The sequence below is a fragment of the Streptomyces sp. R11 genome, from assembly GCF_041051905.1.
In the GTDB taxonomy this organism is placed as follows: domain Bacteria; phylum Actinomycetota; class Actinomycetes; order Streptomycetales; family Streptomycetaceae; genus Streptomyces.
In genome coordinates this window covers 7,639,800-7,665,718 of the sequence record NZ_CP163432.1, presented here as the reverse complement: position 1 = coordinate 7,665,718, position 25,919 = coordinate 7,639,800, and the positions used below count along the sequence as shown (strand labels likewise).

Sequence of the window (25,919 nt, the reverse complement as noted above, 5' to 3'; positions counted from 1 at the left end):
CGCGGGGAACTGCGCGATCAGCCACAGCGGACGCGCAGTCGCAGTCATCGCGCTACGACAACGGCGGGTAGGCGTTCTGCATCAACTGCTGGAACTGCGCCGAGAACCAGTGCCCCGACAGCGGAGCGTCAGGCAGGGCGCCGGACAGGTTGTTGCCGTTGCGCGGATTACCCGTGTACGTCGGGTCGCACATCCGGTCGAACCCCTTGCCCTCGTCGTTCGGGATCTCCCGGCTGGCACCGTCGGACTCCCCCGGCGGCTTGATCCAGACGTACGCGTCGATCCCGGCCGCAGGATTGGCCTGCGGGCGCTCGCCGAGTCCGGCGCCGGACTGGTTGCACCAGTTGCCGACGTGGATGCGGCGGTCGTAGCGGCCGCCGTTGACGTACGTGTCGACGTCGGTGGTCGCGCCCGGACCGGCGGGCCGTGCGCTGCCGCCCCAGCCGTTCCTGGACGTGTCGATCAGCATGCCGATGCCGGAGTTGAAGCCGGTCGTGACGAGCTGGTTGCGGAAGCCCTGCGCGAAGGACAGCTCGTCGACGTAGCGGTTCCAGTCGACCCACTTCGACTCGCGGACGGACTTGCCGCCGGCGGAGTCGTTGATGGTGAAGTTGTTCTCCTTCAGGGCGCTGTAGTTGGCCGTGTTGGCGATGAAGCCGTGCACGTCGTTGACGGTGGCGCCCTCGGAGGTGGCCGCCTCCTTCATCACGGCCGCGCTGGCGGCGAAGTTGTCGTCCCAGCCGATCCAGCCGTGGTGACCGGCGTCGATGTAGTTGTAGACGTTGGGCGCGTCGCCGAGCTTGTTGAGGGCGTAGCCGACGCCCTTCTGGTAGTTGCCGTTGGCCTTCATCACGTCGCACTGCGGGGTGGCCGTGGGCCGGCTTCCGGTGTTGGTGACCAGGTTGGGCAGTGAGTCGATCTCGATGGTCGTCACGATCCGCAGCGAGGCGTACTTCGGGTCGGCGAGGATCGCGGCGATCGGGTCGATGTACTCGGTCTTGTACCGGCCGAGCTCCGTCGGGCCGAGCTCACCGTTGGAGGCGAGGGCCGCGCAGTCGCGTCCGGGGAGGTTGTAGATCACCAGCTGGACGACGAGTTCGCCGGAGCCCTTCTGGGTCAGGGCCTCGTCGAGGTGGTCGCGCAGACCCATGCCGCCGTTGACGCCGTTGATGGCGGCGATGCGGTCGAGCCAGACGCCGGTCGGCTGGTTCGCGATCCGGCTGCCGCCCGGCTCGTCGGCGGCCTTCGCGGACCACTCCGGGTTCACGTACACCTTGGCGCCGGCGTACGGGTTGTCGGCCTTCGGGCCGGTCGGGCCGGGATCGGTCGGGTCAGTGGGATCCGTGGGGCCCGAGCCGTCGTCGACGTTGCAGGTCACACCGTCGAGAGTGAAGGTGGCCGGGACGGCGTTGGTGCCGCTGTAGGAGCCCTGGAAGCCGAAGCTGACCGAACCGCCCGTCGACAGGGTCCCGTTGTAGGTCTCGTTGGTGGCGGTCACAGCGGCACCGCTCTGGCTGATCCTGGCGTTCCAGCCGCTGGTGACCTTCTGGTTTCCGGCGTACGACCACCTCACCGACCAGTTGGACCTGGCGGCGCCCTGGTTGGTTACCGTCACGGCGGCGGTGAAGCCGGTGTCCCACTGGTTCTGCACCTTGTAGTCGACGGTGCAGGGGACGGCGGCCGTGCCGATTCCGCCGGAGTCCGCGGCGAGCGCGGTCCCCGAGGCCCCGGCGACCAGTGCCAGGGCGGCGAGCATCGCAGTATGGTACGAGTCATGAGTGCGGGTTCCTTCTTGGTTGCGGGTGCTGACGGTCCATCCGTGCAGGGCGCGCAAGAGGCAAGGAGGAGGTGCCGACGACGGCTGAAAGTACTGAACGCGGGGGGTGTCGCATGAGCGACTCCTCACAGCTCAGGCACGTCGTGACGGACGCGTCGAGTGATGGAATCGCTCCCACTGGTGTCCATGAAGCTAGCGCCAAGTGGCGGTGGAGGACAGGGGAGTTGCTGACTTTTGCTCAACTGAACGCGTCGAATCTTTTCGACTCTTCAAGCACCTTGACCCCTTGCACCCCCATCTCCACTATGGGAGCGCTCCCACTGGTTCAAGCCTTGACTTCTCCGAGCCGCAAGGAGGAACCAGCACGTGCATCCCCCACGCAGACGCAGAGCCATACGACGGTTCTGGACGGCCGTCACAGCGGCCCTTGCGCTCCCCCTGACCATGCTGAGCACGGGATCAACTCCCGCGCAGGCAGCTGCGCTTCAGTGCAGTGTCGACTACCGGACCAATGACTGGGGCTCCGGCTTCACCGCGGACCTGACGATCACCAACCGCGGCACCGACGTCATCGACGGCTGGACCCTGACGTACGGCTACGCGGGCAACCAGAGGCTCAGCAACGGCTGGAACGGCACCTGGTCCCAGTCGGGCCAGTCGGTCACGGTGAAGAACGCCGGCCACAACGGGCGGATCGCCGCCGGAGCCGCGGTCACGACCGGCGCGCAGTTCAGCTACAGCGGCGCCAACGCCGCCCCCACGAACTTCGCGATCAACGGCACGAGCTGCGACGGCGCCCACCAGCCCCCCATCACCGTGCTGACCAGCCCGGCGGCGGGCGCCGTCTACTCGCAGGGCGACGCCGTCCCGCTCGCGGCCACCGCCGCTGCCGCGGACGGCGCGACGATCAGCAAGGTCGAGTTCTACGACAACACGACACTGCTGGGCACGGACACCACGGCGCCGTACTCGCTCTCGGTCTCAAGCTTGACCGTGGGCAGTCATTCGCTCCTCGCGAAGGGGTACGACAGCCTGGGCGCGTCCGCGGAGTCCACGCCGGTCGGCATCACGGTCGCCTCGGCTCCCGCCGTCGTGGCCGCACCGACCCAACTCCCCGTCCAACAGGGCAAGTCGGCCTCCTACGACGTCAAGCTGTCGACCCGGCCGTCGACCGACGTGACGGTCACCACCGCCCGCACCGGCGGCAATTCAGGTCTGTCGGTGACCGCCGGCGCCGCGCTCACCTTCACGCCCTCGAACTGGAACACCGCACAGCGGGTCACGATCACCGCCGACAACTCCGGTACCGGTGCGGCGACTTTCGAGTCGACAGCCAACGGGCATGCGAAGGCCTCGGTCACGGTGACCCAGATCGCGGCGGCGAAGGCGTACGACGCCCGCTTCCTGGAGCTGTACGGCAAGATCACCAACCCGGCGAACGGCTACTTCTCGCCCGAGGGCATCCCGTACCACTCGGTCGAGACGCTGATCGTCGAGGCACCGGACCACGGCCACGAGACCACGTCCGAGGCCTACAGCTACCTTCTCTGGCTGCAGGCGATGTACGGCAAGGTCACGGGTGACTGGTCCAAGTTCAACGGGGCCTGGGAGATCATGGAGAAGTACATGATCCCGACCCACGCCGACCAGCCGGCCAACTCCTTCTACAACGCCTCGAAGCCGGCGACGTACGCGCCCGAGCTCGACACCCCGAACGAGTACCCGGCGAAGCTCGACGCGTCGGTCTCGGTCGGCTCGGACCCGATCGCCGGTGAACTGAAGAGCGCGTACGGCACGGACGACGTCTACGCCATGCACTGGCTGCAGGACGTCGACAACACCTACGGCTACGGCAACTCGCCGGGCAAGTGCGAGGCGGGGCCGGGCGACACGGGGCCTTCGTACATCAACACCTTCCAGCGCGGTGCGCAGGAGTCGGTGTGGGAGACGGTGCCTCAGCCGACGTGTGATCAGTTCAAGTACGGCGGCAAGAACGGGTACTTGGACCTCTTCACCGGTGACGCCTCGTATGCCGGGCAGTGGAAGTTCACCAACGCCCCGGACGCCGACGCCCGTGCGGTGCAGGCCGCGTACTGGGCCGACAAGTGGGCCGATGCGCAGGGCAAGGGCGGTGCCGTCTCCGCGACGGTGGCGAAGGCCGCGAAGATGGGCGACTACCTGCGCTACGCGATGTACGACAAGTACTTCAAGAAGATCGGCAACTGCGTGGGTCCCGCGGGCTGCCCCGCCGGCACCGGCAAGGACGCCTCGCACTACCTGCTCTCCTGGTACTACGCCTGGGGCGGCGCCACCGACACCTCGGCGGGCTGGGCCTGGCGCATCGGCTCCAGCCATGCGCACGGCGGCTACCAGAACCCGATGGCCGCGTATGCGCTCAGCGCGTATGCCGATCTGAAGCCCAAGTCGGCGACAGGGCAGGCGGACTGGGCCAAGTCGCTGGAGCGGCAGGTCGAGTTCTACCGATGGCTGCAGTCCAGCGAGGGCGCGATCGCGGGCGGTGCGACCAACAGCTGGGCGGGCCGGTACGCGACCCCGCCGGCCGGGAAGCCGACCTTCCACGGCATGTACTACGACCAGCAGCCCGTCTACCACGACCCGCCGTCCAACCAGTGGTTCGGCTTCCAGGCGTGGTCGATGGAGCGGGTGGCCGAGTACTACCAGCAGACGGGGAACGCGGCGGCGAAGGGCGTCCTCGACAAGTGGGTCGACTGGGCTTTGTCCGAGACGACCGTCAATCCGGACGGTACGTACCGGATCCCGTCCACGCTCCAGTGGTCGGGGCAGCCCGACACCTGGAACCCGTCAAGTCCGGGTGGGAACCGCGGACTTCACGTCACCGTCGCCGACTACACCAACGACGTCGGCGTGGCGGCCGCGTACGCCAAGACCCTGACGTACTACGCCGACCGCTCGGGTGACACGGCGGCCGCGACGACGGCGAAGGCGCTGCTCGACGGCATGTGGGACAACCACCAGGACGACCTCGGCATCGCCGTCCAGGAGACCCGCGCCGACTACAACCGCTTCGACGACGCGATCTACGTCCCGAGCGGGTGGAGCGGCACCATGCCGAACGGTGACGCGATCAACTCGTCGTCGACCTTCGACTCGATCCGGTCGTTCTACGAGGACGATCCCGCCTGGTCGAAGATCGAGGCGTATCTCGCGGGCGGGGCGGCGCCGTCGTTCACGTATCACCGGTTCTGGGCTCAGGCGGACATTGCGTTGGCCATGGGCTCGTATGCGGAGCTGCTCGAGTAGCGGTTCGCAGAGCGGCTGGGGGCGCGGGCGTACTGCGACGGCCGGCTGGTTGTGGCTGGTCGCGCGGTTCCCCGCGCCCCTTGGGACGTTGGCGCCACCCTCTTCGAAGAAGGGACCCCCGTGCGCAGAACCCGCATCCTCACGGCCGTACTCACACTCGCAGCCGGACTGCTCGCGGGCACCCCACCCGCGCTCGCCACCTCCGATTCCTCGGCTCGGCCCTTGGAGCCGACGGCTTTCGGGTTCGGGGACCAGAACTGCGCGGTGAATTGAGTCAGCCCGAGGGCGCGTGCCGTCGCAGGCGCGCGCCCTCCGTGCACTCCTACAGCTTCCACTCCCCGATCTGCTCAGCGAAGCCCGAGTCCATCCCGAAGGTGACGGTGGCCGCCTTCGACGCCTTCGGCACCTCGAACACGACCCAGCCCAGAGCCTTCGCGCCGGGCTTCAACCGGACGTCCGACGACATCGAGGGGCCGGCCGTGATGTCGGCGAGGACGGGCCCGAACTGCTGACCCTGATCGTCCACGATCTTCGCCCCGTTCACCGGAGCGTCGGAGTAGACCTTGGACCCGGTGTTGACGAGTTGGAACTGCACGCCGATCCACCGGTTGCCGGACTCGGGGGCGAAGAACTCGTCACCGGACTTGGCGTTGTCGACGACCTTGACGACGGTGGCGTCGAGTCCGCTGCCACTGTCCATGCCCTTGAGGGCAATCGTGTCGCCGACCTTGGCGACCTCGGGCGCGGCACTGCTCTTCTCAGCGGCGGGCTCCTTCTCGTCGCCGCTGCCGGCCTTGGCAGAGGCGTTCGCCTTCGGCTTGTCGACGACCTCGTCGCCGGAGCCGCTGCCACAAGCGGTCAGACCGAGCGCGGCGACGGCGGCCGCCGCGGTGACGGCAAGACGGATGCGGGTGTGGTGGACCATGTTCTCCCCAGGTTTCGGTAGTACGCATGTGAAGGACCCGTAAAGAACGTGAATGGTTGTACGACCCATCGACCAAAATCCGAACCACCAGCAACCCCGAGGCCGGGCACCACTTTCGCCCCGATCTGATCGCCGTCCGCCGCAGCCCCGTCGGCGCGACACGACGACGAGAGTTCACACTTCCCTCACATGTGCTCTACGGTATTCCGCCTGTACTGGCATCACTCCGGGGGAATCAATGCGAACCCGCATCATTACCGCGACTCTGCTCTGTGCCGCCGTGGCCGGCGTCGTGGCCTGCCAACCGTCCGATGACAGCGAATCGTCCGGCGCCGGTGCGGGTGGCGCCTCGACAACGTCGGGTGCCCCGACGAGCCGCCCGCCTTCGAGCGACGGCAAGCCGGCCGAAGCCGAGAAGGCGACCGTCCCGAACTTCGTGGCCATGGGCCTGCAGTCCGCGCAGGACAGGGCACAGGAGCTCGGCTTCTACGCTCTCACCTCGCACGACGCACTCGGTCGGGACCGCATGCAGGCCTTCGACAGGAACTGGCAGGTCTGCAGCCAGAACGTCAAGGCCGGCACGTCGGTGTCGACGGACACGGAACTGGACTTCGGGGCGGTGAAGTTGGAGGAGAAGTGCCCGGCGAAGGAGGAGAAGGCGCCGTCGGCGGCGGGCGGCAGCATGCCGGACTTCAAGGGCAAGTCGGTGAAGGCCGCTCGGGCGGCTCTGGAGTCCGGCACCTCGATCACCGTCGATGACGCGAGCGGCGACGACCGTTGGGTACTGGTCGAATCGAACTGGCAGGTGTGCACGCAGTCTCCGGACGCCGGCGTGGCACTGAACGGACGGCCGGTTTCCTTCACCGCAGTCAAGTTCGACGAACCCTGCCCGTAGGCGTACGTCTCGATCATGATGCCGGCGGCCGTCGGGAGACGCGACGGCCGCCGTTTCATGTCTCTGCCAGGCCAAATCGCCCAAGCTCAGGGCGTGTAGACCATCGGCCTGGGCGCCGCAGCCATGCCGTCGCCGATGAAGAAGCTCGGGTGCGGAGGCTGGTTGTAGGCCGTGTTCTGCCAGGCCAGACCCGTGCGGTCTGGGGGTGCCGCCTGTTGAGCAATGGATACAGCGCTGACCTGTAGCGACGAAGTGAGGCGAACCGAGATGAGGTGAGACGGGGGGAGGTCTCTAGGCCTCCCCGGCTGCTCCCCAGCATGCACCCCTCCCCAGATCCTCCCCAGGAATAAGCCTCGGAGACGACTCGTCACCAGGGCGTCTCCACTACTTCAGTACCTCGCCGAGATGACCCGGCTCATACTCGCTCCCCGACCGCGCGGCCTCCTCGCGCCTTATGTCCTCCATGACCACGACACAGTCGGCGCAGGCGCGGACTTCTCGCTCGCCGTCTTCGCGGGGGTGGATGACGCCGACGACAGCGGTGGGGACCTCGCCCTTGTCGGGATGCCGGAAGCAGATGCCGAGCGCCCATTGGTATAGGTCGAGGATCTGCTGACGGTCCATCGTTTCTCCCGGTGTCTCGGCCGGCTGTTGGCGTAGGGGGCGTGCCCCTAGTTCCCTGCGTGTTCAACGGAATGCACAGGTCAGGCGTGGTTCACACGATCGGGTGAACAAACTTTCGAATCTCGCACACTACCTCTAGCCCTGCGGCATATGCCAGCACGCCGCAGGGCTGCCGTGGGGGGTGGCAGTGGCGGAACGGTCGAGGCCTGGTGATGCTTCTATGTGTTCTACGCGGAGGGGCTGGCGGTCCGTCGCTCCGATTCCATGATCGGAAAATGCCTCAGATCTGCTGCTGACTTATGATCATGATCCGTAAACGGTTGGTCGCGTGCCAGCCGAACAACCGCAGTGGATCCTCGACGCCCGCAAGTCCGTCGGCGACCGCATCCGGGTACGGCGCCTGCACCTGAACATGACCCAGGAAATGCTCGCCGCCGCCAGCGCGGTCGACCGGTCCACGGTCCAGCGCATGGAAGCCGGCGCCGAGATGAAACTCAGCCACCTGCTGCATGTGGCGCAGGGTCTGCGCGTTCACGTCACCGACCTCCTTCACTGACAGCTGTGGTGCGCACCAACCTGCGCGGTGCTCATCAACTCTGAGTCAACAAGAGGTGACCTTAGGGCGACAGCGTGCCCACTGCATATATCCGCGCGGATTCTGTACACCCCGTGCGAATTTGTTACCACCCGCGCACGCTGTGGCCACGGCTGTGCGGGTCAGTCACCCCGGTACCGCACGACCGGCGTCACCGCGCCTCTTCGGCCAGCCGACGGAAGGCGGCGTCGCAGGCGTCTTCCCAGGCACGCCACAGCGCCTGACCCTTCTCGCACCGGTCTCGGTCGATGTCTCGGCAGCGCGGGCACTCTTCGGTGGTGTGCCAGACATAGTCGCTCCGGGCCTGCTGCGTGGCGCTCGGCCCGCTGACGGGAGATATCGGCGGCCTTGTTCCGGGGGTTGGTTGCTCGCCTCTACGCTCTTCCACGTCGACGCTCCGTTCGTCGGCTCGCCCCTGGGTCGCGTGGGCCGCGGCCTGGGGGCTCTTGCAATTTCACGGTACACCGGCGGGATAGGTGGTATAGGCCGTATAGGTCCACTGATCTCGCGTGTCTGGGTAGGTCCGCCTAGCTTCCTGATCATGAAGTGGGAGCCGGAGGTGCCGCGCTGGAAGCAGGTCTACGCCGTGATGTCGGAGCGGATCCTCGACGGCACCTATGAGCCCGGCGGCCGGCTCCCCTCCGGGATGGCTATCTGTGATGAGTTCGGGATCAGCCAGGTGACTGCGAAGCGGGTGTTGACCGAGCTGCGGCAGGCGGGCCTGGCGTACATGCAGCCGGGGATCGGCACGTTCGTCACGGAACTGCCGCAGCCGCCGAAGTCATAGCCCGGTGTCAGACCCCGCGGCTAGGCTTTGATCTATGCCCCCCACGCCCCCGCCGGATGGCGTCGCGCGCTCCGCTGAGGAGCTGAACGCGGCGATCCGGGCACTGTTCTCGCACCGGGATGCGCGGCTCACGGACGAGCAGCGGGCCGAGTACCAGCAGCTGCTGGCGGAGCTGGACCGGGTCACCCGCGGGGACGTGACGACGGCGGCATAGGATCGCCGTTCGTGGCACATACCTTCGAAGATCTCGTGAAGCTCGAACGCGCAGCCGTTGACGCACACGCCCAGCTCCAGACCGCCGACGACTACGACTCGGCCCGGCAGGCGTGGCTCGCTGCCGCAGCCGCCTTCCAGGCCGCCGTCACCGAGCACGCCGACGCCGAGGGCAAGCCGCGCGTTGACGTCGAGATGGCCGTGAAGAAGGCCGTCCGCCACCCGGAGCCTGCCGACGCCTGACAACGCGACGCCCCGCCGGGCATCACACCAGCGGGGCGTCATTCGAGTAGCTGTCCAATGCTGAGCATGCACGGACAACGATGAGGCCAATGCTACGAGGGGCCACTGACAACGCCGGGGCGTCGCGTGGACAGTACGTAGGTGCCGGCGGGTCCGGGTTCGGCGAAGTCCACCTCGACGTCCTCGAAGCCGTCCTCTTCTTCGACTGTGGCGGGCTCTTCCTCATGGATCATGCGGGCAGCATGCCAGGGTTCACGCCTGCTCGGGCCACGTCGTCAACACGGTGCCGGTCTCTTCGTCGACGAGGGTGACGCGGACGCCGGGGACTCCCCGATCGCCGACCCAGCTCGTGAACTTTCCGCGGGCTACGGCCTCGCTCCCCCACCAGCCCTGCATCGTCGGACGGCCGGCTGCGGTGAGGGTGAGGTGGTATCTGCCAGGCGAGTCAGCCACTCAGGAGCTCGGACTCGGAGACCATGAACCCGTGCCCGCAGGGCTTGAAGTCCACCAGGAGCGGCGTGCCATCTTGCTTGAAGCTGGGCTCAGCGGTGCGGGTGGTGATTTGCTCTGGAGCAACGCTGCATGTCGGGCATTCGGGCAGCGGCGGATAGTCCGGCACCTGCAGGAGATGTTGAGTGATCTCCTGCTCTCGTCGAGCCGTCTCCTGCTTCAGGTAGCGGAGCCACTCCATGGGCATCTCTGTACGGTCGGCCATGCCCTCAGGATGGCAGACGGCACCGACACCCCTAGAATCGAACGCGTGAACGAGCTGCCTCCTGACCCGCCACGCCTGCGCGCGATCCTGGCGCACTTGGAACAGCAGCTCGCCGAGAACGAGACCGTGGGCATCTACCTCCGGCTTCAGCGTGACGCCGTCCAGGCCGCGCTCGCTCAGGCCGAGGCCCCACCGCCACGGAAGCCGCGGCTCCCCAAAGGGGGCGCGAACCTCGGCCCCGTCACGCAGATCAGCGTGCGGCCGCAGTTCGTCGTCCAGCAGAAGCGCACACCCCAAGGGCCCGAACCCGCGATCGTCCATGCTGGCGATTGCTCGATGATCGAGGGCACACCGCACCGGATCACCGAGCACGACGCGCGCGTGGCGCTCATGGATCCGAACATCGAGGCGTGCGGATTCTGCAGGCCGGACTCAGAGCTCGGGATCCTCGACTAGGCGCTCCGCGGCTTCCGGGCCGTCTTCTTCGCCGCGGCCTTCTTGGCCGGCTGCTTCTTCGCGGCCTTCTTCTTCGGCATCTCGTGCACCTCGGCGTCCTCACCGCGGGATGCCTTGGCCTTCTGCACGGACTCCTGCAGCGCCGACATCAGATCGACCAGCTGGCCCGGCTTCTCCGGCTCCGGCGCCTCGGGCAGCGGCCGGTCTTCCCGCTTCGCCTCGATGATCTCAGCGAGGGCGTCTGTATAGGTGTCGCGGAACTCCGGCCCCTCCAGGGTGTCGCGGGTCATCGAGTCCAAAAGCGACAGCGCCCCGTCGATCTCCTCGTCCGTCAGCTCCACCGGCTCCGGCAGCAACTCGGAGGGGTCACGGATCTCGTCCGGCCAGCGCATCGCATGCAGCACCAGCACGTCATCCCGTACCCGCACCAGACCCAGCCGCTCCCGGCCCGACCAGGCATACCGTGCCACGGCCACCTTCGACGACCGGCCCAACGCCTTCACGAGCAGCTTGTACGGCTTCGCCGCGACCTGGCCGTCCGGGGCCAGGTAGTAGCCGTCGCCGATACGGATCGGGTCGATCGACTCCAGCGGCACGAACCCGGCGATCTCAATCGCCTTCGCCGTCGGCAGCGGCAGGTTCGCCAGGTCCTCGTCGGTGACCGCGACGACCTGTTCGCGGGCGTACTCGTAGCCTTTGCCGATCTCCGACTGGGAGACCTCGCGGTCCTCCAGCTCGCACACCTTCCGCACCCGCACCCGGCCCATGTCCTCCAGGTGGTACTGGTGGAACTGGATCGAGTGGTTCTCGGTCGCGCCGACCACGTGGATAGGCACGGTCACGAGACCGAACGAGATGGCGCCGTTCCAGATGGTTCGGGGCATGGGAGACCTCCGCAGTAGCCCCGAGCAGCATCAGCCTACGACCGCCCCACCGGTCCCGCTACATGCAGAAGCCCCGCCGAGACGGGGGAGCCCGGCGGGGCTACGGCCAGTGTGGCACGGGGCCGGGTTACTCCCCCCGTATCCAGCTCAGATACAGGCGCGCTTCCCGCTCGGCCTCGTCGGCCGGCTTGCCGTTTGCCGCATACGCCGCGACCCGCGTGGTCGTCGCTTCACGGACTCCCTCTTCCAGCAAGTCAAGGATGTCCTGCGCTGTACACGATGGGTTGGCTTCAATATGCGCCGCAACACGCATCCGCCACAACTCGGTCTGGCACAGCGCCATGTCAGCCATTACTCCGTCGTAGATCGTCATGGGCGCTCCAGGTAGCGGTAGATAGTGGGGCGACTGACGCCGAACTCCTCGGCGATCTGTTGCACGGTGTATTTGCGCTTCCCGTCGCCACCGGTCTCGTCGTACATCTGCTGAGCCAACTTGATCTGGCGAGGGCGGAGCTTGGGCTTCTGTCCACCGGTTCGGCCGCGCGCCCGGGCAGCTTCGAGCCCCTGCTTGGTGCGCTCGACCATTAGTGAGTGCTCGAACTCGGCTACGGCGCCGAGGATGTGGAAGAACATCTGCCCGACGGGGGTCGAGGTGTCGATGCCCTGGTCCAGGACGACGAGCTGAACGCCGCGTGCACGGAGGTCGTCGCCGATGTCCATGAGGTTACGGAGTGAGCGGCCGAGCCGGTCCAACTTGGTGATGACGAGGTGGTCGCCTTCGCGGACGGCGATGAGGGCCTTGTCGAGTTCGGGTCGCGAGGCGAGCTTGCCGCTGAGTTTGTCGACGAAGATCTGGTCGCAGTTCGCGGCGTCGAGTGCGTCGCGCTGAGCTTCCGGGTGTTGGTCGGAGGTGGACACGCGTCCGTAGCCGATTCGCATACCCCAGTGTATCGAGAACGGGGGAGATCGTTACATAGATGCGGACACGGGTTGTGTAACAACAAGGGTGCAGGACGGGCGCGTTCGGCGCCATTGACTCACAGACGTTCGTTTGCGGACACAGCGCAGACCGGCCCCGGACACGACGAAGGGCCCCGCTCCCTGATCGGAGCGGGGCCCGCGTATGGCATGTTATCGAGAGCAGTAGCGTCCAACTGGGCGGCCGCAGCCCACCGTTCCGGCACGACGAAACGCCCCTCCCGCCCGAAGGCAGGAGGGGCGTCTGTCACGCGGGCTCATCGTCGGGTGGCGGCAGGTCCGGTTCGAGGAACGGGTTCGTCGCCGGCGCGGGGATCGGTGGCGGTTCTTCGCGGCCGAGGGCGACGAGGCTGCCCACGTCGGCGGCGGTGTCGTCACGGCGCGGCGGGCGTTCGATGGCCTCGGGCATATCGCACTCCAGTTCTCACACGTCCATGTGGTGGATGTAGCGGCGGGCCCGCTCCGACATTGGCTCGGCAGGTGGCGCTTCGAGGCCAGCCTTTTTGATGTGCGACACCAGCGAGCGGACACGGTGCAGGAGCCAGCCGATCGCCTCGTCTTGGTCGCCGATGCGTTCGCGCTGCTTCTCCGCCTCGGTCTCCTGCCGTTGGACGCGCGCTTCGAGGCGTTCGATGGCCGCGCCTTGCTGGGTGGAGATGGCGAGGAAGTCGTCCCTCTTCTCCTGCCGTTTGGTGCGGCGGGCGGATCGGGCGGCGACGACGCCGCCCGTGGTGCCGATCAGCGCCAGCCCGGCCTGGATCCAAGTGTCCACCGTCATACGTCAACGCTCACTCTCTTGACGCGGGGCGGCTCGGGCCATCCCGCAGTGACCCAAACCGGGATGGAGATCAGCCCCCACACGGCCGCGGCGATCCACCCCCGCGGATAGTCGCCCATGATCCACGTCATGAGGTAGCAACCCATCCACGGCAGGACGACCAGCTGCAGTGCCGGATAGGCCACCCAGTCGATGCCCTGCGGCAGCCATGCCGACGCCATGGCGAGCATGCCGGCCACCATCCACAGCCAGCCCCAGGCGGCGAGTGGCGCCAGTTCCAGCAGCGGTTGCAGGCCGCGCTGGTCCGGCGGCGGTGACGCTACTTGCGCGTACCCGTACAGGGTCCATACGGCGCCGTAGCAGAGGAGGATCGTGCCGCGGCGGCCGAGTGCCCGGCCCAGCCGCCGGGCGACACGGCGCGGCACTCAGACGCTCCGGACCGGGGCCCCGCCGCCGAGGGCGGACTGCGCCTTGTCGCTGATGCCGGCCGGCTTCCACAGGCCGAAGTGCATGAGGACACCGGTGGCGAAGGAGACCAGCGACAGGATGACCGCCGTGCCGAAGTCGTAGTCCGGACCCGGGTTGGCGAGCTCGACGAGGAACCCGTTCAGGGTGGACAGCGCGAGCAGGAGGACGGCCTTCACGCCAGCGTGGGTGACGTGCTTGGTGACCAGTCCGACGAGGACCGGCAGCACGACGGAAATGGCAAGACCGAGCCAGTAGGCCTTGTCGAGGGATGCGTCCATGTGAGTTCTCGTTTCTGCTGGTTGGGCTAGTCGGCGAGGCGTTCGGCGAGCTTGACGGCGACCTTCTCCGCGATCTGCTCGGCGAGTGCCGGGTTGGAGGCGACGGCGGAGGCGAGGGCGGCGATGTCGGCGTCCGCCAGGTCGACGGCGCCGACGCTGCCTTCGAGGTTCTTGATGCGGGCGACGGCCTCGCGGGCGTTCTCGACGGCCGTCTGTACCGCGTACTTGAACGTCCACGTGTCGTTGGCGACGGTCTTCCCGTCGGCCGCGTAGTAGTCCGGGTTGTTGTACGGGGGCCGGGCGGCGGGGATGGCGTCCCGAGCGAAGAGGCGATCGAAGTCGCTGTTCTCGAGGACGCCTCCCCCGGCGATGAGCTTGGCTACGACCGCCTCGGCGATCTCTGCGGCGGTGGGCATGTCGTCGTCCTCCTGCTGGGCGGTGGGTCGTGGTGCGCCGGCCTTGACCCACGCGTAGATGGGGTCGCCGGGGCAGTTGGTGGCGTAGCCGTCGCGGTGCCCTCCGAGCCATGCGCCGGCCGGGCCTTCCTTGCGGCAGTACTCGATGGCATCGCGGGCGCCGTTGAGTTGGGCGTCGGTCGGCTTGGTGAGGCCGGACGAGCCGACGAGCAGGACGATCGCGTAGTCCTGCTCGTTCAGCGCAGTCGAGCCGTTCGCGCTGTTGCGGCGGCGCAGGCCGCGGCCCTCGTACACGTAGCCGTGAGTGCAGACGACGAACGAATAGCCGATGTCCGACCAGCCATTGCTGTCCATGTGCTGGGCCTGGATCTGGCGAACGTAGTCGTCACACCGGTCGTGGCTGCGATCCGAGTAGGCGGTGCCGAGGTAGTGGAGCTTCACGCCGCGGCGGGCCCGGCTGTACGGGGTGGCCCCGTTGGGCAGGCGGTAGTCGCGAGCGCCCCACTGGGATCTGGAGACGAGCTTCAAGACGTCCCCCTTTCTGGGCATGACGAAGGCGCCCAGGTGGGGCGGGGCGCGGGCGGGTTAGAGGCTGACGAGGGTTCCGTTGAAGCCGATCCACGGCGGCTTCGTAGTGCTGGAGAACCCGAAGACCTCGAGGTAGCCGTCGGTGCGGACGTCCAGCTTCAGGGCGATGCGGTCCGAGGACACGTCGGAGCAGGGGATCAGCACCGTGCGCAGCGTCGCCGGGCGTACCGCGGTCGGCAGGGCCGTGGAGTTGATGACGTAGGAGCCGGGCGGGGATGACGGATACGACGTGCGGTTCACCGCGCCCCGGAACTGCAGGCTCTCCTCACCGGAGACGTTCAGTAGCCGGTACTGCAGCGTCCCGTTGCTGTTGCCGTTCTGGGTGAAGCCGGTTTCCAGGCTGATCGCTGTCCAGGCGGAGGCGCCCGTCGACACGGCCACCCAGGCCGAACCGTCGTACAGGTCGAGCCGGTTGACGTCCTGCAGCCACGACAGCATCCCTTCGACCGGGGCGGAGTCTCCGACCAGCGTGGCGCCGCGCGTCGACGAGGACGCGAACCGCAGCACGCCGCGCGGGATCACGCCGGCGGCGAGGTCGGCGATGGCCTTCGGGATGTCGGGAACGTCGGTCAGGGAGATGAGGCTGATGCCCTGCCCGTAGTCGTCCGTGGTGGGCATGCGGCCCCCTTCGTGTCAGGCGACGCGGTGGAGCCGCAGCCAGGAATCGGTGTAGACGGTGGTCGCCGTGCCGTTGGACACGCGTTGCGCCCAGGTCAGCGCGTAGGTGCCGGCGGTGGCGGCTACGCGGAGGGTGCCCTTGATGTCGATCGTGAGGTTCGCGCCCGCGCCTGCCCCGCCGTAGGAGCGGAGTGCGTCGATATCGGTGGCGGCGAGCTGGACGCTGTAGCCGTTGGCGGCGCCTGCGGTGTCGATGCTCGCCCCGGACCCGGTCCATTCGCCTAGGGACCCGGCGGGCACGGTCCAGTCGAGGCTGATGTCGCCAGCAGCGTCAGCGTCGTATTTGATCCAGCCGTCCATGAGGTACACGGCGTTGGCTTGCACCGCGAACGACAGGTGCGGGTCGGCGACCTGCGTGATTGTCGACGTGCGTGCGGTGTCGGCGGTCTTGCGGGCAACGCGGAACCCGCCGATGGGGTCGCTGCCCGTGGCCAGCCGGCCGCGGCACAGCCAGTTGCCCATCGAGTTCTGGTCGAGGACGACGATGTCGCCGATGGCAGGCGACAGGTAGCTCTCGAGGCGGCGGGCGGTGATGTCGTCAGCGACGATGGTCCCGTCCGCGTTGACAGCAGTGACGGTGGCGAGCCGCCAGTCGGCGCCGCGCACGCCCGGCGACCGCTCCCCCGTGCGCTTCGCCTGCTCCTTGAGCGCCCACGCAAGGTCGCGGTGCACGCCGTGGGAGGACTTCACGCATCCTCCTTGGCGCTGATGGTCGAGATCGGGAAGTTGCCGCCCGGCTCCAGCGGCACTGAGAACGAGGCGACTTGGTGGAGTTCGCGGGTGCCGTCCTCGTGCATCACCCTGAGCACGTCGCCTGGCTCCAACGCTGGGTTCGGCAGGCTGGAGATGTCACCGGAAGCGTTCGGCGCCTTCGCTGCGGCCAGCTTGAGGTTGGCGGCCTGCGTGCACGCGTTGACCGTGATCAGCGTCGACGAGCTGTAGAACATGGGTCGCCTGCCATACGGGCCGTCCCAGTACGTCGGCGAGTTGGGGTCGTCGTCCGTGGCGAGATACGAGACGGGGGCGACGCTGTCGGAGGTGTTCTCACCCCTGGCGAGGACTCCGTTGAAGACGTTGTCGCTGCTCATGGCCCGGTTGCCGGAGATGTAGACGCCACCCTCGGCTGCTTCGATCGCCCAGACCGGGGTGGCCGTCGTCAGGTCGGGCAGCGTGGCGATGATGAAGGTGCCGTCAGCGTTCGCGTAGACCTCGGCGCCGGCTGCTGCTGCGATCTCCTGAGCCCCGGCCCACGGGTCGGCTTCGATGTCGAAGACCCTGCTGCCGATGGGGGTGTCGACGATGAGGCTGACGACGTCGGCGGTTGGGATGGAGCGCTGGATGAGGGCGGTGACGGCGCCGACGACGGTGCCTGTGGCGCTGTAGGGCTCGGTCAGTTTGTCGTCGGCGACGACTGCCTCCAGACCTTTCCCCTGGAGGGTGGCCGGCCCTTCGGAGACGTCACCTTCGACGGAGTCGAGACGGAACACGCCGAGCGGCACCAACTCCTGCGAGCCGTCGCCATACTCGACGCCGCGGGCGATCCGTAGCCGGGCCCCGTAGGTCGCGAGCTGATCGGATGGTGTGCGCGGGATGAGGGCCGGGTCTGCGACGGTGACGGAGCAGGTGCGGCGGATCGCGTTCGAGCGGTCCACCGTCACGGATCCGCCCGTGTGTTCCAGGTCGATGACCTGCCCGGTCGTCAGGAACAACTGCACCTGAGTAACCGGCGTGTGGGACTCGGCGAGCCGGGCCAGGAACCGATCCGTTACGGGGTACACGATCACCCCCGGCGGTCGAGTAGCAGCGCCTCGCAGGTGGCGTAGGTGTCGAGGACGTCCTGGCAGGTGGCGAACTCGGTGACGACGTCCTGCCAGGTGCGGCCGGCCGCCCCGTTGACACCGACGGTTACGGGCAGGTCCTGCTCTGTCAGGGGCAGCGTCCACTCCCGCCACTGCTCCTGGGCAAGTGGACTCACCCGGGCTTCGGGGACTTGGCCGACGGCGACGTACATGTCGGCGACGCCCATGCCTGGGACTGCCTGCCAGAGCAGCGTGTTCCCGGAGTCGAGCAGCAGGTGCAAGGCCGCCCGTTCCTCGTCCGACTGGGTCAGGAGGACGAGGTCGCCCTCGAGTCCCTGCCGTCGCCCCGACAGAGTGACCTTGTTGCGTCGGCCGCGCACCACGAACGACGCCTGCTCGATGGGCCGACTCCAGTCCGGGGCCTGCCGCACCATCACCCGCATGTTGCGCTGCGGATTCCCCGGGTCCTTCAGCCAGCACAGGTTGAAGTCGTCGAGCGTCAACGTGACCCGTTCGCTGGAGCGCGTGGACGCGACCGTCAGAGAGCCGGGCGCGTACTGCTCGATGTAGTAGCGGACCTGGGTGTTGAGCGGTGCCTCATGGTCCTCGATCACCATGATGTCGGAGGTGATGACCTGCCGGTCGATCAGCCCCGACGGGCCGCGGACCAGTGCGCGGGAGCCGTCCGCCTGGAGCCGCCACACGGTCAGCTCGTAGTCGAGCGTCAGCTCCCGCAGCGTCAGTTGGATGTAGCCGCCTGAGTCGACGGCCTCGACGGCGGTCTGCGGCAGTACCTGCCACAGCGCCGCCTGGTCGATGTGCAGGACGCTGCTGGTCGCGGCCGCTGTCGCGACCAGCTCGACAGCGGCCTGGGTTGCGTTCGCCGGGGCCACGGCGTCCGACGGGAGCAGGTACCAGGACGAGCCCGGCAACGTGAAGGCGTTCCCCGTGGATGCGCCGAGGTCGTTGTTGGAGGCGTCGAACCAGCGGATTCGGATCGTCACACTCGACCACGAGCCGGCCGCCGGGTGGGCGAGGATTTGCGCCCGGAAGTTCTCGCCCGCTACGACGCCGGAGAAGCGGCCCGATCGGATGGTGCTCGCGGTCGCCGTGGCCGACGAGACTGCCAGCGAGTAGGCGCCCTCGAAGAAGGACAGGCCCCACGGTGTGGTGCGGGCCAGGGTCGCCACCCCGGAGGTCGTCGTCCAGCCGGACGCCCCGGCCTGCTCGAAGGAGGCTGCCGAGTAGGTGAGGATCGACCCGGCCGCGAACTTGGGCGCGACCGTGACGACGACGGTCTCCAGTCGCAGCACCTGCCCTGCGGATGCACTGTCCAGACCGGCGGCCACGCTGCAGGTTGCGGCGTTGGCCGGCGCCACCAGCGATGCTCGCTGCCGGTACATGCCCGTCCCCGGCGGCGCCAACGTGCTGCGCTGGACGGCGACTTGGTTGTCGTTGATGTCGTAGAAGCGCAGCTCGATCCACGCCGTCGACGCGAGCGTCGGCGGCTGCAGATAGCAGTAGGCCAGGTACTCGACGCCCGGCGTCACCGTCGGCCGAGCGGTGGCCAGCACGGACGCGTTGCCGGCGGCGATCGCGGTCATCGCCAACGTGTGCCCGCCCGCCAGGTACTGGGTGGACGCCCAGTTCACGACCGGAACCTGCCGGGAGATCGTCGCGTTGACGACCGCCGCCCAGCCGCTGGCGTCGACCTCCGTGGACTCGGTGTTGAAGTCGAGGAGGTTGCCGGTCGTGCGGATCGGAAGCCCGAAGTAGACGTTCTCCCAGAAATGGTTGACGGCCGCGCCAGGCTCAGTCGCCGACAGGACCACCTGCGCCTGAGTAGCCCCGACAGGCGCCTGCCCGGCCACGCTCACCCGATGCCAGGACGCCGACGCCGCGGCAGTGGACACCGACCAGGTGATGCTGATCTCGGTGGCGACGTTCGACATCCAGCGGATGCCGATCCGCTCCGCTGTCGACGACGCCCCTGCCGCGTCCGAGAACGCGTAGTAGACCGTGCCGGGGGTGACGGCGTAGGAGGAGACGGTGCGGGCCTGAGTCTCGCCCGCCGCCACCGACCTGACGACCAGGCAGCCGTCGCCAACCCGGCCGCCCGTGCCCTTGCTGAGCGTCGCGTTGAGCTTCTGCACCCAGCCCGACGTATTCGGGTCGATCTCCGACGTCGTCGCGGAGAGGAGGTTCCCGGGGATAGCCACAGTCGCCCCCTCAGCTCGCGTTGATGACGGCCATCAGTTCCTGCTGATTGCGGTGGACGCGCACGTCGATGAAGTCGGCGAGCGCCCGGTCTTGCGTGTGGATCTCCACCGTGATCGGCTCGTCGCCGCCGCGGGCTGCGAGCGCGTTGAACTGCGCCCCGGTCAGGACCGGTTCGGGCTTCCCGGTCCCGTTGTAGGCCAGGTTGAAGCCGGGCTGCAGGAATCCGCCGGCGTCGTACTTGCCGGGTTGGAAGCCGTACCAGCTGGTGAACAGCCTGTCCTTGTAGCCGCGGGCCCTGCGGCCCACGACTACGCCGTCGCCGCCGCGGCTCTCGACGTTGGTCTTGCCGAGGGTGCCTGCGGTGTGGCCGACTCCGGCCGCGGTGATGCCGACCCTGAATGGCGAGTTGCCGTGGTAGACCCAGCCGGGCGGGGCCGTCTTGCCGTGGAAGGCGTGCGTCGACCAGCGACGGTGCGGCCTCTGCCCGCGGATCACGGACTCGATCGCGGACATGAAACCGGAGCAGTCCCACGACGGGCGGCCGTTGCCGCCCCACTGATACGGCAGGCCGTCCTGCGTCTTCGCCCAACGCAGCGCCGCCTGGATCCGCGGACCGCCCAGGCCACCGCCACCCTTCTCGTCGGCTTTCTTGCTGTAGCCGAACAGGGTGTCGATGATCTTGTCGGGGATGCGTCGGATCATCTTGCCGATGCCGGTATCGGCGCCGGGGAAGTTCCGCAGCAGCGGGTTGACGACGTTCTTCACGCCCGCACGCGCGGACGCCTCGAGCGTGTCGGCCAGCCACTTGGCGCCCTTCTTGATGCCGTTCCACGCCGCGGACCCTGCGCCCTTGACGGCGGACGCTGCGCTGCTGACCCAGCTGAAGATGCCGCCGTCCGCGAACCGCAGGCTGTGGTCGGTGCCGGTGCGCGGGTTGCCGCCCAGTAGGGGCGCCAGCTGCCGTCGCACTCCGGACGCGCCGGAGGACTTCGCCAGCCGGTTGAAGTACGACACGAACCCGGGTCCGACGGCGCGGGTGAACTCGGGCCGCATGATGGCTTCGCCGCCGGACATCTCCAGGGCGCCGCCGGTGGGACTGTAGAACTTGTGCGGGTCCCTGCCGGGTGTGTAGCCGGGCAGGATGCCGCCTCGGGCGAACTTGAACGGCTTGAGCTTGTCGGCACCGAACGCCCCTGCGATCTTGTTCCAGACACCGACAATGCCCTTGTTGTAGACGATGTCGACGACGTACTGGATCGGATCCCTGGCGATCTTCTTCAGCCTGTCCCACGCGACCTTGATCGCCTTGCGGGCCGTATCGAAAGCATCGGCCACGGACCCGATCGCGCTCTTCAACGTGTTGAAGACAGGCCGGATGCCCTTCTCCCACGCCACCTTGATCGTCGCGGAGATGCCGTTCATGACCGGCCGGATCACGTTGTCGCGGATCCACCGGAAGACGGCGGCGAACGGTCCGCGGAGGAACCTGATGATGTCAGGCAGGATGCTGTGCCCGATCAGGATGTCGTACAGCCGGCGAAAGACCCAAACGATCCCGTCGATGACACCCGTGATCAGGATGCCTACCCACTTGAAGATCGGCCCCAGCTTGTCGGCAATCCACGCGACGATCGTTGAGATCCAGCCCACGATCTTCACCAGCCATCCGATGGCCACCTTCAGCGCACCGGCGAGTATGCCGGCGAGGAATCCGGCGAGCTGCACCAGCGGAGGCAGCAGATGCGACAGGACGTTCACTGCCAGCTCGATGACCAGCGCCAGGATCTCCGCCAGCGACGGGATGATCGGAACGAAGGCCAGAGCCAATTGCACGAACGACGGCAGCAGTTGCGCCAGTAGGCCAGTGGCCAGGCCCACGACCTGCCCGACAAGCTCACCGAGCAGCGGCCACAGCGGTTCCAGCGCAGTGAACAGCGTCAGCACTGCCTCCGTCAGCGGTGGCATGGCCTGCAGCAGCAGTCCCGCGAACAGGTCACCGAGCTGGGCAACCAGGGGTGCCAGGTCGGCGATGATCGGGAGGAGGGCCTGCGCCAACTGGGTGGCGATCTGCGCGATCGGCGGCAGCAGCGCCACCGCTGCCTGTGCGATCGCACCGAACGCGGTCGCCACCGCGGGCAGCATCGGCTGCAGCGCGGCGAATACCTGCTCTACCAACTGCAGGGCGATGGGAATCAGCGGCTCGATCGCCGTCATCAGATCCAGGAAGACCTGAGTGATCATCTCCGCGACCTGCGTCAGGATCGGCGAGATCGCCTTCACCACCGACGTCAGCGGCCCGACGAGCGCCCGCACCAGATTCGTCACCAGCGCGATCACAGGCTGGAGGGCTGGCGCCAGCGCGGTGACGATCGCGGAGATCAGAGCAGCGATCGGCTGCAGCAGCGGCATAACCGCCTGGACGATCTGAATGATCGCCGCGCCAACCTGCACCAGGACCGGCATCAGCGCCTGAATGATCGGCGTGAGCGCGGCCCCGAGTGTGGTCGCGAGCACTCCCAGCACCGGGCCGAGAGCGGTGGCCAGCTCAGCGATGGGTGCCGCGATGGCCGCCAGCAGGGGCACGACGGCCTGCACGACCGCCCCGATGACCGGGACGATCGCTGAGACGATCTGCGCCACCGAAGCGAACAGCGACCGCAGTTGGGCCTGCATCTCGGGTGTGGCGAGGATCTTCTCCAGCTCGCCGAAGACGGCGCCGAGGGTGCCGACAATCTCGGCGCCCGCGTCGCTCGCCGCTTTGAAGATCTGCGATACGACGCCGAAAATGTTGCCGATCAGCGTCCCGAACTGGCTGAGGATGCCGAACGCCGTGTTGATGGCCTCCTCGAGGCCACCCGACTCGAACGAGGCGGCGATGCCGTCCGTGAACGACTTGATCGCCCCGGCAAACTGGGTGAGCAGCTTGTTGAATGCCGGCTGCGCCGCCACCGCCAGCTGTCCCCATGCGGTGACGAGCTGCTTTGGGGTGTCTTTGAAGACCGCCAAGTTGTCGGTGGCGCCCTGGAGGATCTTGTCGAGCATCCCCGACTTGGCCATCTCCGTGACCGCACCGGCCGCCGACTTGGCCATCTCGTTCCACACGCCCGCTGTCGCGGTGAGCTGCCGCTGCAGGATCGGGATGGTGGTGCGGCCGAGCGTGGTGACGGTGGAGTCCAGGCCCTGGAACAGGGAGTCCTGAACGCTGAGCCGCATCGCCTTCCAGGCGGGCGCCAGCCCCTGTACGGCGCGCACGAAGCTCTGCGCGTTCGGGGACAGCTTCGCCATGGCCTGGTCGAGCTGTGATGTCTGCGCCGCCGCGGCGGCCTGCGCGTCCGCGACCGCGGCAGCAGCGTCGGCGACGGCCCGCTGGGCGTCCTCGATTTGCCGCTGCCCGTCGGCGCGTGCCTTGTCGACACCTTGCTGTGCCTCGCCGAGTGCGCGCTGAGCGTCGGCGATGTCCTGTGCGGCCTCGATGCCGGTGCGGCGTGCTTCCTCCTGGGCCCGCGCGAGTGCGCGCTCTCTGTCAGCCACCGTCTCGCCGGCGGCAGCGGCCCGCTCGCGGGCCTGCTGCATCAGCTCAGAGCCTTCGACGCCTGCCTTGTTCGCCTTGGCGGTGTCGGAGGCGAGGCGCTGCGTTTCGGTGCGCTGCTCCTGCAGGTTGAGCTTGGCCCGGTCGTAGGCGAGCTGAATCTTGGCGAGCTGGTCCGGGGTCACACCCGGGTTGGCCTGCGCGGCGCGGAGCTCAGTCTCGGCTTCCTTCAGCCGGAGGACGGCCTCCCGCTCGTCGAGCCTCGACTCGGACAGCCGGGTGTTCATGTCCTGCAGGGCGCGTGTGGCGTCCTCGCGCGCATCCGTGAGGGACTCCTGCGCCTCACGAGCGTCGAGCTGCGCATCCCGCAGGTCCCGCTCCGCATCGCGGACGTCCTGAGCGGCGTCACGCTGCCGCTGAGCGGACTCCTCGACCGTTCGCGCCAGATCCCGCTCCGCGTCGGCGACCGCCCGCTGCGCCTCCTGCACGCGCTCGGCCGCCTGCACGCGCGCGTCCGCGAGCCCGCGCTGCGCGTTCGCCAGACCGCGCTGTGCCGATTCGACAGCACGCGTCGCCGAGGCCGCCGAGGAGGCCTGCGCGGACGTGTCCGCGAACGCCGCCTTGAAGGCGTCCCCGACACCGGACAGGCCGAGCTTCAGAGCGCCGGCTGCGGCGGCGGCGGTCGTGAGGGCGGGCGCCAGCACCGCGGCGCCGGCGGCGGCCGACGACAGGTTCGCCGCGATCGCCACACCGGCCAGCGCGCCAATGCCCTTGATGCCGGCGCCGAACGCCTTACCGAAGGCGCCCGCGCCGGACTTGCCCGCCCGGGAGGCGCGGGCGTTGACGGCGTTGGACCAGTCCCCTTCGAACTCTGGCCGGATGGAGACGTATCCGCGTCCGACGAGAACGCCACCAGCACCGGCCACCGCGCACCCCCGTTACTGGTTCGCGGCGGGCCTCCCGAAGACCTGCGCCAACTGCTTTGCTCCAGAGCCGTGACGGCCACCGAACTTGATGACGTTGTTCTTCTGCGGCTCCTCGACACCAGGCCGTGGAATGGGCCTCGGCGGCTTCAGCCGGCCCGTCTTCTTCGGGTCGCCGCCGACCTTGACCGTGGCGAACGTGTTCTCGCGGACGGCGTCAGCGATAGTCGCCAGCAGCTGCCGGTCGAGCGTCCAGGCCTCTTCCTCCGGCGAGGACCCGCGCACCGCCCGCGCGGTGGCGCTGTCCGGTGGCAGGAACTTCAGGAACACCTTCAGTTCCCGCCACGACATCTCCCCGCGGTACAGCTCCAACAGGCTGCGGCCAGGCCAGTAGCGGGCCATATCCCACTCGACGGCCTCCCCGTACTCCTCTAGGAAGCGGCGGAGGCCTGAGATTCCCCCGGCTCGACACCAGAGCGCTTCTGCCACTCCTGCGCGATGAGCTCCAGGTCGCCGAACGTGAACCCGGCCGCGTACATCTCCTTGACCTTGTCCGCGCCGAGGATGTCCTTGAGGACGCCGACGGTGTTGTCGAGGTCGCCGACGCGCTCCTGCAGCTCGAACGGCAGGGCCTTGATAGGCGGCAGGGTGAAGGTGACGTCGAACAGGTTGTAGGTGGTCGGCTCGGGCAGCGCGTCACGGCGCTGCTTGGCGAGCGAGTTGAGGTCGACGACCTCGGTGCCGACAGGCTTGCTGGGCATGTGGTTCTCCTTGCGGGTGGTAGCGGGTTGAGGCCCGGCAGGCGCGACCCGCATGGCACGCCTGCCGGGAGAAGGGGTTACGCCGCGGACCAGGACGGGTCGTTGGACAGCCACACCGCGATCTCCGGGGCGGTGTCGGCGTAGGCGGAGACGGTCATGCCGAGGCCGACCGCGCCCGAGCGGGCGAAGGTGATGGCCTCCCGGTCGGTGACCTCGCCGCGGGCGATCACCAGGCGGTTGGTGATGTCGCCGTCGACCCACTCCAGGCCGATCGCCCGCTCGTCCGGCTCCGGCGCCGCCGGAATGGACAGCTTGTGCACGGTGCCGGACACGTCCGTCATCGTGGCGCTGGGGAAGTACAGCGTCATCGTCGACGTCTTCAGCTCGATCGCAGTGAACGCCAGCGTCATGTCGACGCCGGTCAGCACCTTGCGCACCGGGCTGAGGGACTGCCAGGCGTTGATGTCCTCGGTCTCCGTCGAGTACGACATCTCCACGCCGTCGTCGGACAGGTAGCCGAGATCCACCCACCCGGCAGCCCAGGCAGTGGTCAGATCGGTCGGGGCGGTCGTCCCCTTCGGGGCGATGTAGATCGAGCCGTTGAGACCGACCCTCACGTTGTCGGCGTCGTTCGCCACGGGATGCCTCCAGGCATAGCGAGGACCCGCACGGCCAGACGCCGACGGGTGAATGGGTGATGGGGTGCGGGTTGGGTGCTGTTACGCGGGGCGGACCACCATGCTCATCACGAGCACGTAGCGGGGGATGTTCGTGACCGCGTCGGGCAGCCAGATGAGGCTGGTCTCCTCGACGCCGTAGATGCGGGCGCCGGCCCGGGTCGTGCTCTGTGCGGCCAGCAGGTGGGCGGAGACCAGAGCGGCCAGGTCGCGCGCCTCAGGCTTCGTCTCGGCCAGGATGTCGATATCGAGGCCGCGGTTCGCCGTGACCGCCTTGATGGCCGATCCCCCGCCGGGCCCGAGTGCGACGGCCACGACGGGCAGGTTCTGCGCCAGGTTCTCCGGCCACTCACTGCCGACCGTTACTGCGTCGTCGAGTACCTCCGCGAGGAGGTCGATGGCGACCTGCTCGACGTCCGGCATCGGAGCG

32 protein-coding genes are annotated in these 25,919 nt (G+C 68.1%); 8 read left to right on the top strand and 24 right to left on the bottom strand.

The features are described 5' to 3' along the window. Window positions 1-52: 52 nt before the first annotated feature. On the bottom strand, window positions 53-1,756 hold the full coding sequence (locus AB5J55_RS35555; RefSeq protein WP_369274552.1) for a glycoside hydrolase family 6 protein: 1,704 nt from the start codon (window positions 1,754-1,756) through the stop codon (window positions 53-55). Between the two features lie 387 nt (window positions 1,757-2,143). On the opposite strand from AB5J55_RS35555, the gene AB5J55_RS35550 reads away from it, so the two are divergent. Together AB5J55_RS35550 and AB5J55_RS35545 are read left to right on the top strand one after the other, a co-directional pair. Next, window positions 2,144-5,059 (top strand): glycoside hydrolase family 48 protein, encoded by a 2,916-nt coding sequence (locus tag AB5J55_RS35550; RefSeq protein WP_369274551.1) that lies wholly within the window; start codon window positions 2,144-2,146, stop codon window positions 5,057-5,059. Between the two features lie 120 nt (window positions 5,060-5,179). Next, entirely contained in the window at window positions 5,180-5,332 is a 153-nt protein-coding gene (locus AB5J55_RS35545; protein WP_369274550.1) for a hypothetical protein, read from the top strand. A gap of 49 nt (window positions 5,333-5,381) precedes the next feature. Here AB5J55_RS35545 and AB5J55_RS35540 read toward each other — a convergent pair whose 3' ends face one another. Then, on the bottom strand, window positions 5,382-5,984 hold the full coding sequence (locus tag AB5J55_RS35540; RefSeq protein ID WP_369274549.1) for a DUF4352 domain-containing protein: 603 nt from the start codon (window positions 5,982-5,984) through the stop codon (window positions 5,382-5,384). Between the two features lie 238 nt (window positions 5,985-6,222). On the opposite strand from AB5J55_RS35540, the gene AB5J55_RS35535 reads away from it, so the two are divergent. After that, on the top strand, window positions 6,223-6,879 hold the full coding sequence (locus tag AB5J55_RS35535) for a hypothetical protein (RefSeq protein WP_369274548.1): 657 nt from the start codon (window positions 6,223-6,225) through the stop codon (window positions 6,877-6,879). A gap of 86 nt (window positions 6,880-6,965) precedes the next feature. Here the strand turns inward: AB5J55_RS35535 and AB5J55_RS35530 are convergent, their stop codons facing one another. Both AB5J55_RS35530 and AB5J55_RS35525 read right to left on the bottom strand, forming a co-directional pair. Next, a complete protein-coding gene (locus AB5J55_RS35530) occupies window positions 6,966-7,202 on the bottom strand; it encodes a hypothetical protein (protein ID WP_369276375.1) in 237 nt (78 codons plus the stop codon). 61 nt (window positions 7,203-7,263) lie between these two features. Next, window positions 7,264-7,503, bottom strand: coding sequence for a hypothetical protein (locus AB5J55_RS35525; RefSeq protein WP_369274547.1), 240 nt, complete (start codon window positions 7,501-7,503; stop codon window positions 7,264-7,266). A 412-nt stretch (window positions 7,504-7,915) separates the two neighbouring features. On the opposite strand from AB5J55_RS35525, the gene AB5J55_RS35520 reads away from it, so the two are divergent. The 4 genes from AB5J55_RS35520 (at window position 7,916) to AB5J55_RS35505 (ending at window position 9,341) form a co-directional block, all read left to right on the top strand. Further along, on the top strand, window positions 7,916-8,059 hold the full coding sequence (locus AB5J55_RS35520; protein WP_369276374.1) for a helix-turn-helix domain-containing protein: 144 nt from the start codon (window positions 7,916-7,918) through the stop codon (window positions 8,057-8,059). A 580-nt stretch (window positions 8,060-8,639) separates the two neighbouring features. Continuing rightward, window positions 8,640-8,885, top strand: coding sequence for a GntR family transcriptional regulator (locus AB5J55_RS35515; protein ID WP_369274546.1), 246 nt, complete (start codon window positions 8,640-8,642; stop codon window positions 8,883-8,885). A gap of 34 nt (window positions 8,886-8,919) precedes the next feature. After that, entirely contained in the window at window positions 8,920-9,099 is a 180-nt protein-coding gene (locus AB5J55_RS35510) for a hypothetical protein (RefSeq protein WP_369274545.1), read from the top strand. An 11-nt stretch (window positions 9,100-9,110) separates the two neighbouring features. Beyond that, window positions 9,111-9,341 carry a hypothetical protein gene (locus AB5J55_RS35505; protein ID WP_369274544.1) on the top strand — a complete coding sequence of 77 codons (231 nt, stop codon included), beginning with the start codon at window positions 9,111-9,113 and terminating at the stop codon, window positions 9,339-9,341. A 92-nt stretch (window positions 9,342-9,433) separates the two neighbouring features. On the opposite strand, the gene AB5J55_RS35500 is transcribed toward AB5J55_RS35505, so the two are convergent. From AB5J55_RS35500 to AB5J55_RS35490, 3 genes are read right to left on the bottom strand one after another with little or no spacing between them, the layout of a single operon-like run. Continuing rightward, entirely contained in the window at window positions 9,434-9,574 is a 141-nt protein-coding gene (locus tag AB5J55_RS35500) for a hypothetical protein (protein ID WP_369274543.1), read from the bottom strand. Window positions 9,575-9,593: 19 nt separating this feature from the next. Then, window positions 9,594-9,794, bottom strand: coding sequence for a hypothetical protein (locus AB5J55_RS35495; RefSeq protein ID WP_369274542.1), 201 nt, complete (start codon window positions 9,792-9,794; stop codon window positions 9,594-9,596). Further along, on the bottom strand, window positions 9,787-10,056 hold the full coding sequence (locus AB5J55_RS35490; protein ID WP_369274541.1) for a hypothetical protein: 270 nt from the start codon (window positions 10,054-10,056) through the stop codon (window positions 9,787-9,789). Before AB5J55_RS35490 ends, AB5J55_RS35495 begins: the two co-directional genes overlap by 8 nt. A 45-nt stretch (window positions 10,057-10,101) precedes the next feature. Here AB5J55_RS35490 and AB5J55_RS35485 point away from each other — a divergent pair, with 45 nt between their 5' ends. Beyond that, a complete protein-coding gene (locus tag AB5J55_RS35485) occupies window positions 10,102-10,512 on the top strand; it encodes a DUF6233 domain-containing protein (protein WP_369274540.1) in 411 nt (136 codons plus the stop codon). On the opposite strand, the gene AB5J55_RS35480 is transcribed toward AB5J55_RS35485, so the two are convergent. The 17 genes from AB5J55_RS35480 to AB5J55_RS35400 all read right to left on the bottom strand — a co-directional run bounded on the left by AB5J55_RS35480 (window position 10,509) and on the right by AB5J55_RS35400 (window position 25,912). Then, window positions 10,509-11,396 (bottom strand): Ku protein, encoded by an 888-nt coding sequence (locus tag AB5J55_RS35480; RefSeq protein ID WP_369274539.1) that lies wholly within the window; start codon window positions 11,394-11,396, stop codon window positions 10,509-10,511. The two genes, AB5J55_RS35485 and AB5J55_RS35480, sit on opposite strands and share 4 nt — an antisense overlap. A gap of 127 nt (window positions 11,397-11,523) precedes the next feature. Beyond that, window positions 11,524-11,769: a hypothetical protein gene (locus tag AB5J55_RS35475; protein WP_369274538.1), complete on the bottom strand. Its 246-nt coding sequence runs from the start codon at window positions 11,767-11,769 to the stop codon at window positions 11,524-11,526. After that, window positions 11,766-12,335, bottom strand: a complete 570-nt coding sequence (locus AB5J55_RS35470) for a recombinase family protein (protein WP_369274537.1) — start codon at window positions 12,333-12,335, stop codon at window positions 11,766-11,768. The genes AB5J55_RS35475 and AB5J55_RS35470 overlap by 4 nt, the downstream gene beginning before the upstream one ends. A gap of 286 nt (window positions 12,336-12,621) precedes the next feature. Further along, window positions 12,622-12,783, bottom strand: coding sequence for a hypothetical protein (locus AB5J55_RS35465; protein WP_369274536.1), 162 nt, complete (start codon window positions 12,781-12,783; stop codon window positions 12,622-12,624). 15 nt (window positions 12,784-12,798) lie between these two features. Continuing rightward, window positions 12,799-13,152 (bottom strand): hypothetical protein, encoded by a 354-nt coding sequence (locus tag AB5J55_RS35460; protein WP_369274535.1) that lies wholly within the window; start codon window positions 13,150-13,152, stop codon window positions 12,799-12,801. Further along, entirely contained in the window at window positions 13,149-13,577 is a 429-nt protein-coding gene (locus tag AB5J55_RS35455; protein WP_369274534.1) for a hypothetical protein, read from the bottom strand. Before AB5J55_RS35455 ends, AB5J55_RS35460 begins: the two co-directional genes overlap by 4 nt. Continuing rightward, window positions 13,578-13,898, bottom strand: a complete 321-nt coding sequence (locus tag AB5J55_RS35450) for a hypothetical protein (RefSeq protein ID WP_369274533.1) — start codon at window positions 13,896-13,898, stop codon at window positions 13,578-13,580. Between the two features lie 26 nt (window positions 13,899-13,924). Then, entirely contained in the window at window positions 13,925-14,842 is a 918-nt protein-coding gene (locus AB5J55_RS35445; protein ID WP_369274532.1) for an N-acetylmuramoyl-L-alanine amidase, read from the bottom strand. A 57-nt stretch (window positions 14,843-14,899) separates the two neighbouring features. Then, complete coding sequence (locus AB5J55_RS35440; protein ID WP_369274531.1) at window positions 14,900-15,520, bottom strand: hypothetical protein; 621 nt, start codon at window positions 15,518-15,520, stop codon at window positions 14,900-14,902. Window positions 15,521-15,535: 15 nt separating this feature from the next. Further along, window positions 15,536-16,270 (bottom strand): hypothetical protein, encoded by a 735-nt coding sequence (locus AB5J55_RS35435; protein ID WP_369274530.1) that lies wholly within the window; start codon window positions 16,268-16,270, stop codon window positions 15,536-15,538. Continuing rightward, on the bottom strand, window positions 16,267-17,358 hold the full coding sequence (locus AB5J55_RS35430; RefSeq protein WP_369274529.1) for a DUF5047 domain-containing protein: 1,092 nt from the start codon (window positions 17,356-17,358) through the stop codon (window positions 16,267-16,269). The genes AB5J55_RS35435 and AB5J55_RS35430 overlap by 4 nt, the downstream gene beginning before the upstream one ends. Window positions 17,359-17,360: 2 nt before the next feature. Further along, window positions 17,361-19,598, bottom strand: a complete 2,238-nt coding sequence (locus AB5J55_RS35425; RefSeq protein WP_369274528.1) for a hypothetical protein — start codon at window positions 19,596-19,598, stop codon at window positions 17,361-17,363. Window positions 19,599-19,608: 10 nt separating this feature from the next. Further along, window positions 19,609-24,054, bottom strand: coding sequence for a hypothetical protein (locus AB5J55_RS35420; RefSeq protein ID WP_369274527.1), 4,446 nt, complete (start codon window positions 24,052-24,054; stop codon window positions 19,609-19,611). A gap of 12 nt (window positions 24,055-24,066) precedes the next feature. Beyond that, complete coding sequence (locus AB5J55_RS35415) at window positions 24,067-24,453, bottom strand: hypothetical protein (protein WP_369274526.1); 387 nt, start codon at window positions 24,451-24,453, stop codon at window positions 24,067-24,069. Between the two features lie 29 nt (window positions 24,454-24,482). Continuing rightward, complete coding sequence (locus AB5J55_RS35410) at window positions 24,483-24,812, bottom strand: hypothetical protein (RefSeq protein ID WP_369274525.1); 330 nt, start codon at window positions 24,810-24,812, stop codon at window positions 24,483-24,485. A 77-nt stretch (window positions 24,813-24,889) separates the two neighbouring features. Beyond that, window positions 24,890-25,450, bottom strand: a complete 561-nt coding sequence (locus tag AB5J55_RS35405) for a hypothetical protein (RefSeq protein ID WP_369274524.1) — start codon at window positions 25,448-25,450, stop codon at window positions 24,890-24,892. A gap of 81 nt (window positions 25,451-25,531) precedes the next feature. Next, window positions 25,532-25,912, bottom strand: coding sequence for a hypothetical protein (locus AB5J55_RS35400; RefSeq protein ID WP_369274523.1), 381 nt, complete (start codon window positions 25,910-25,912; stop codon window positions 25,532-25,534). Window positions 25,913-25,919 lie beyond the last annotated feature (7 nt).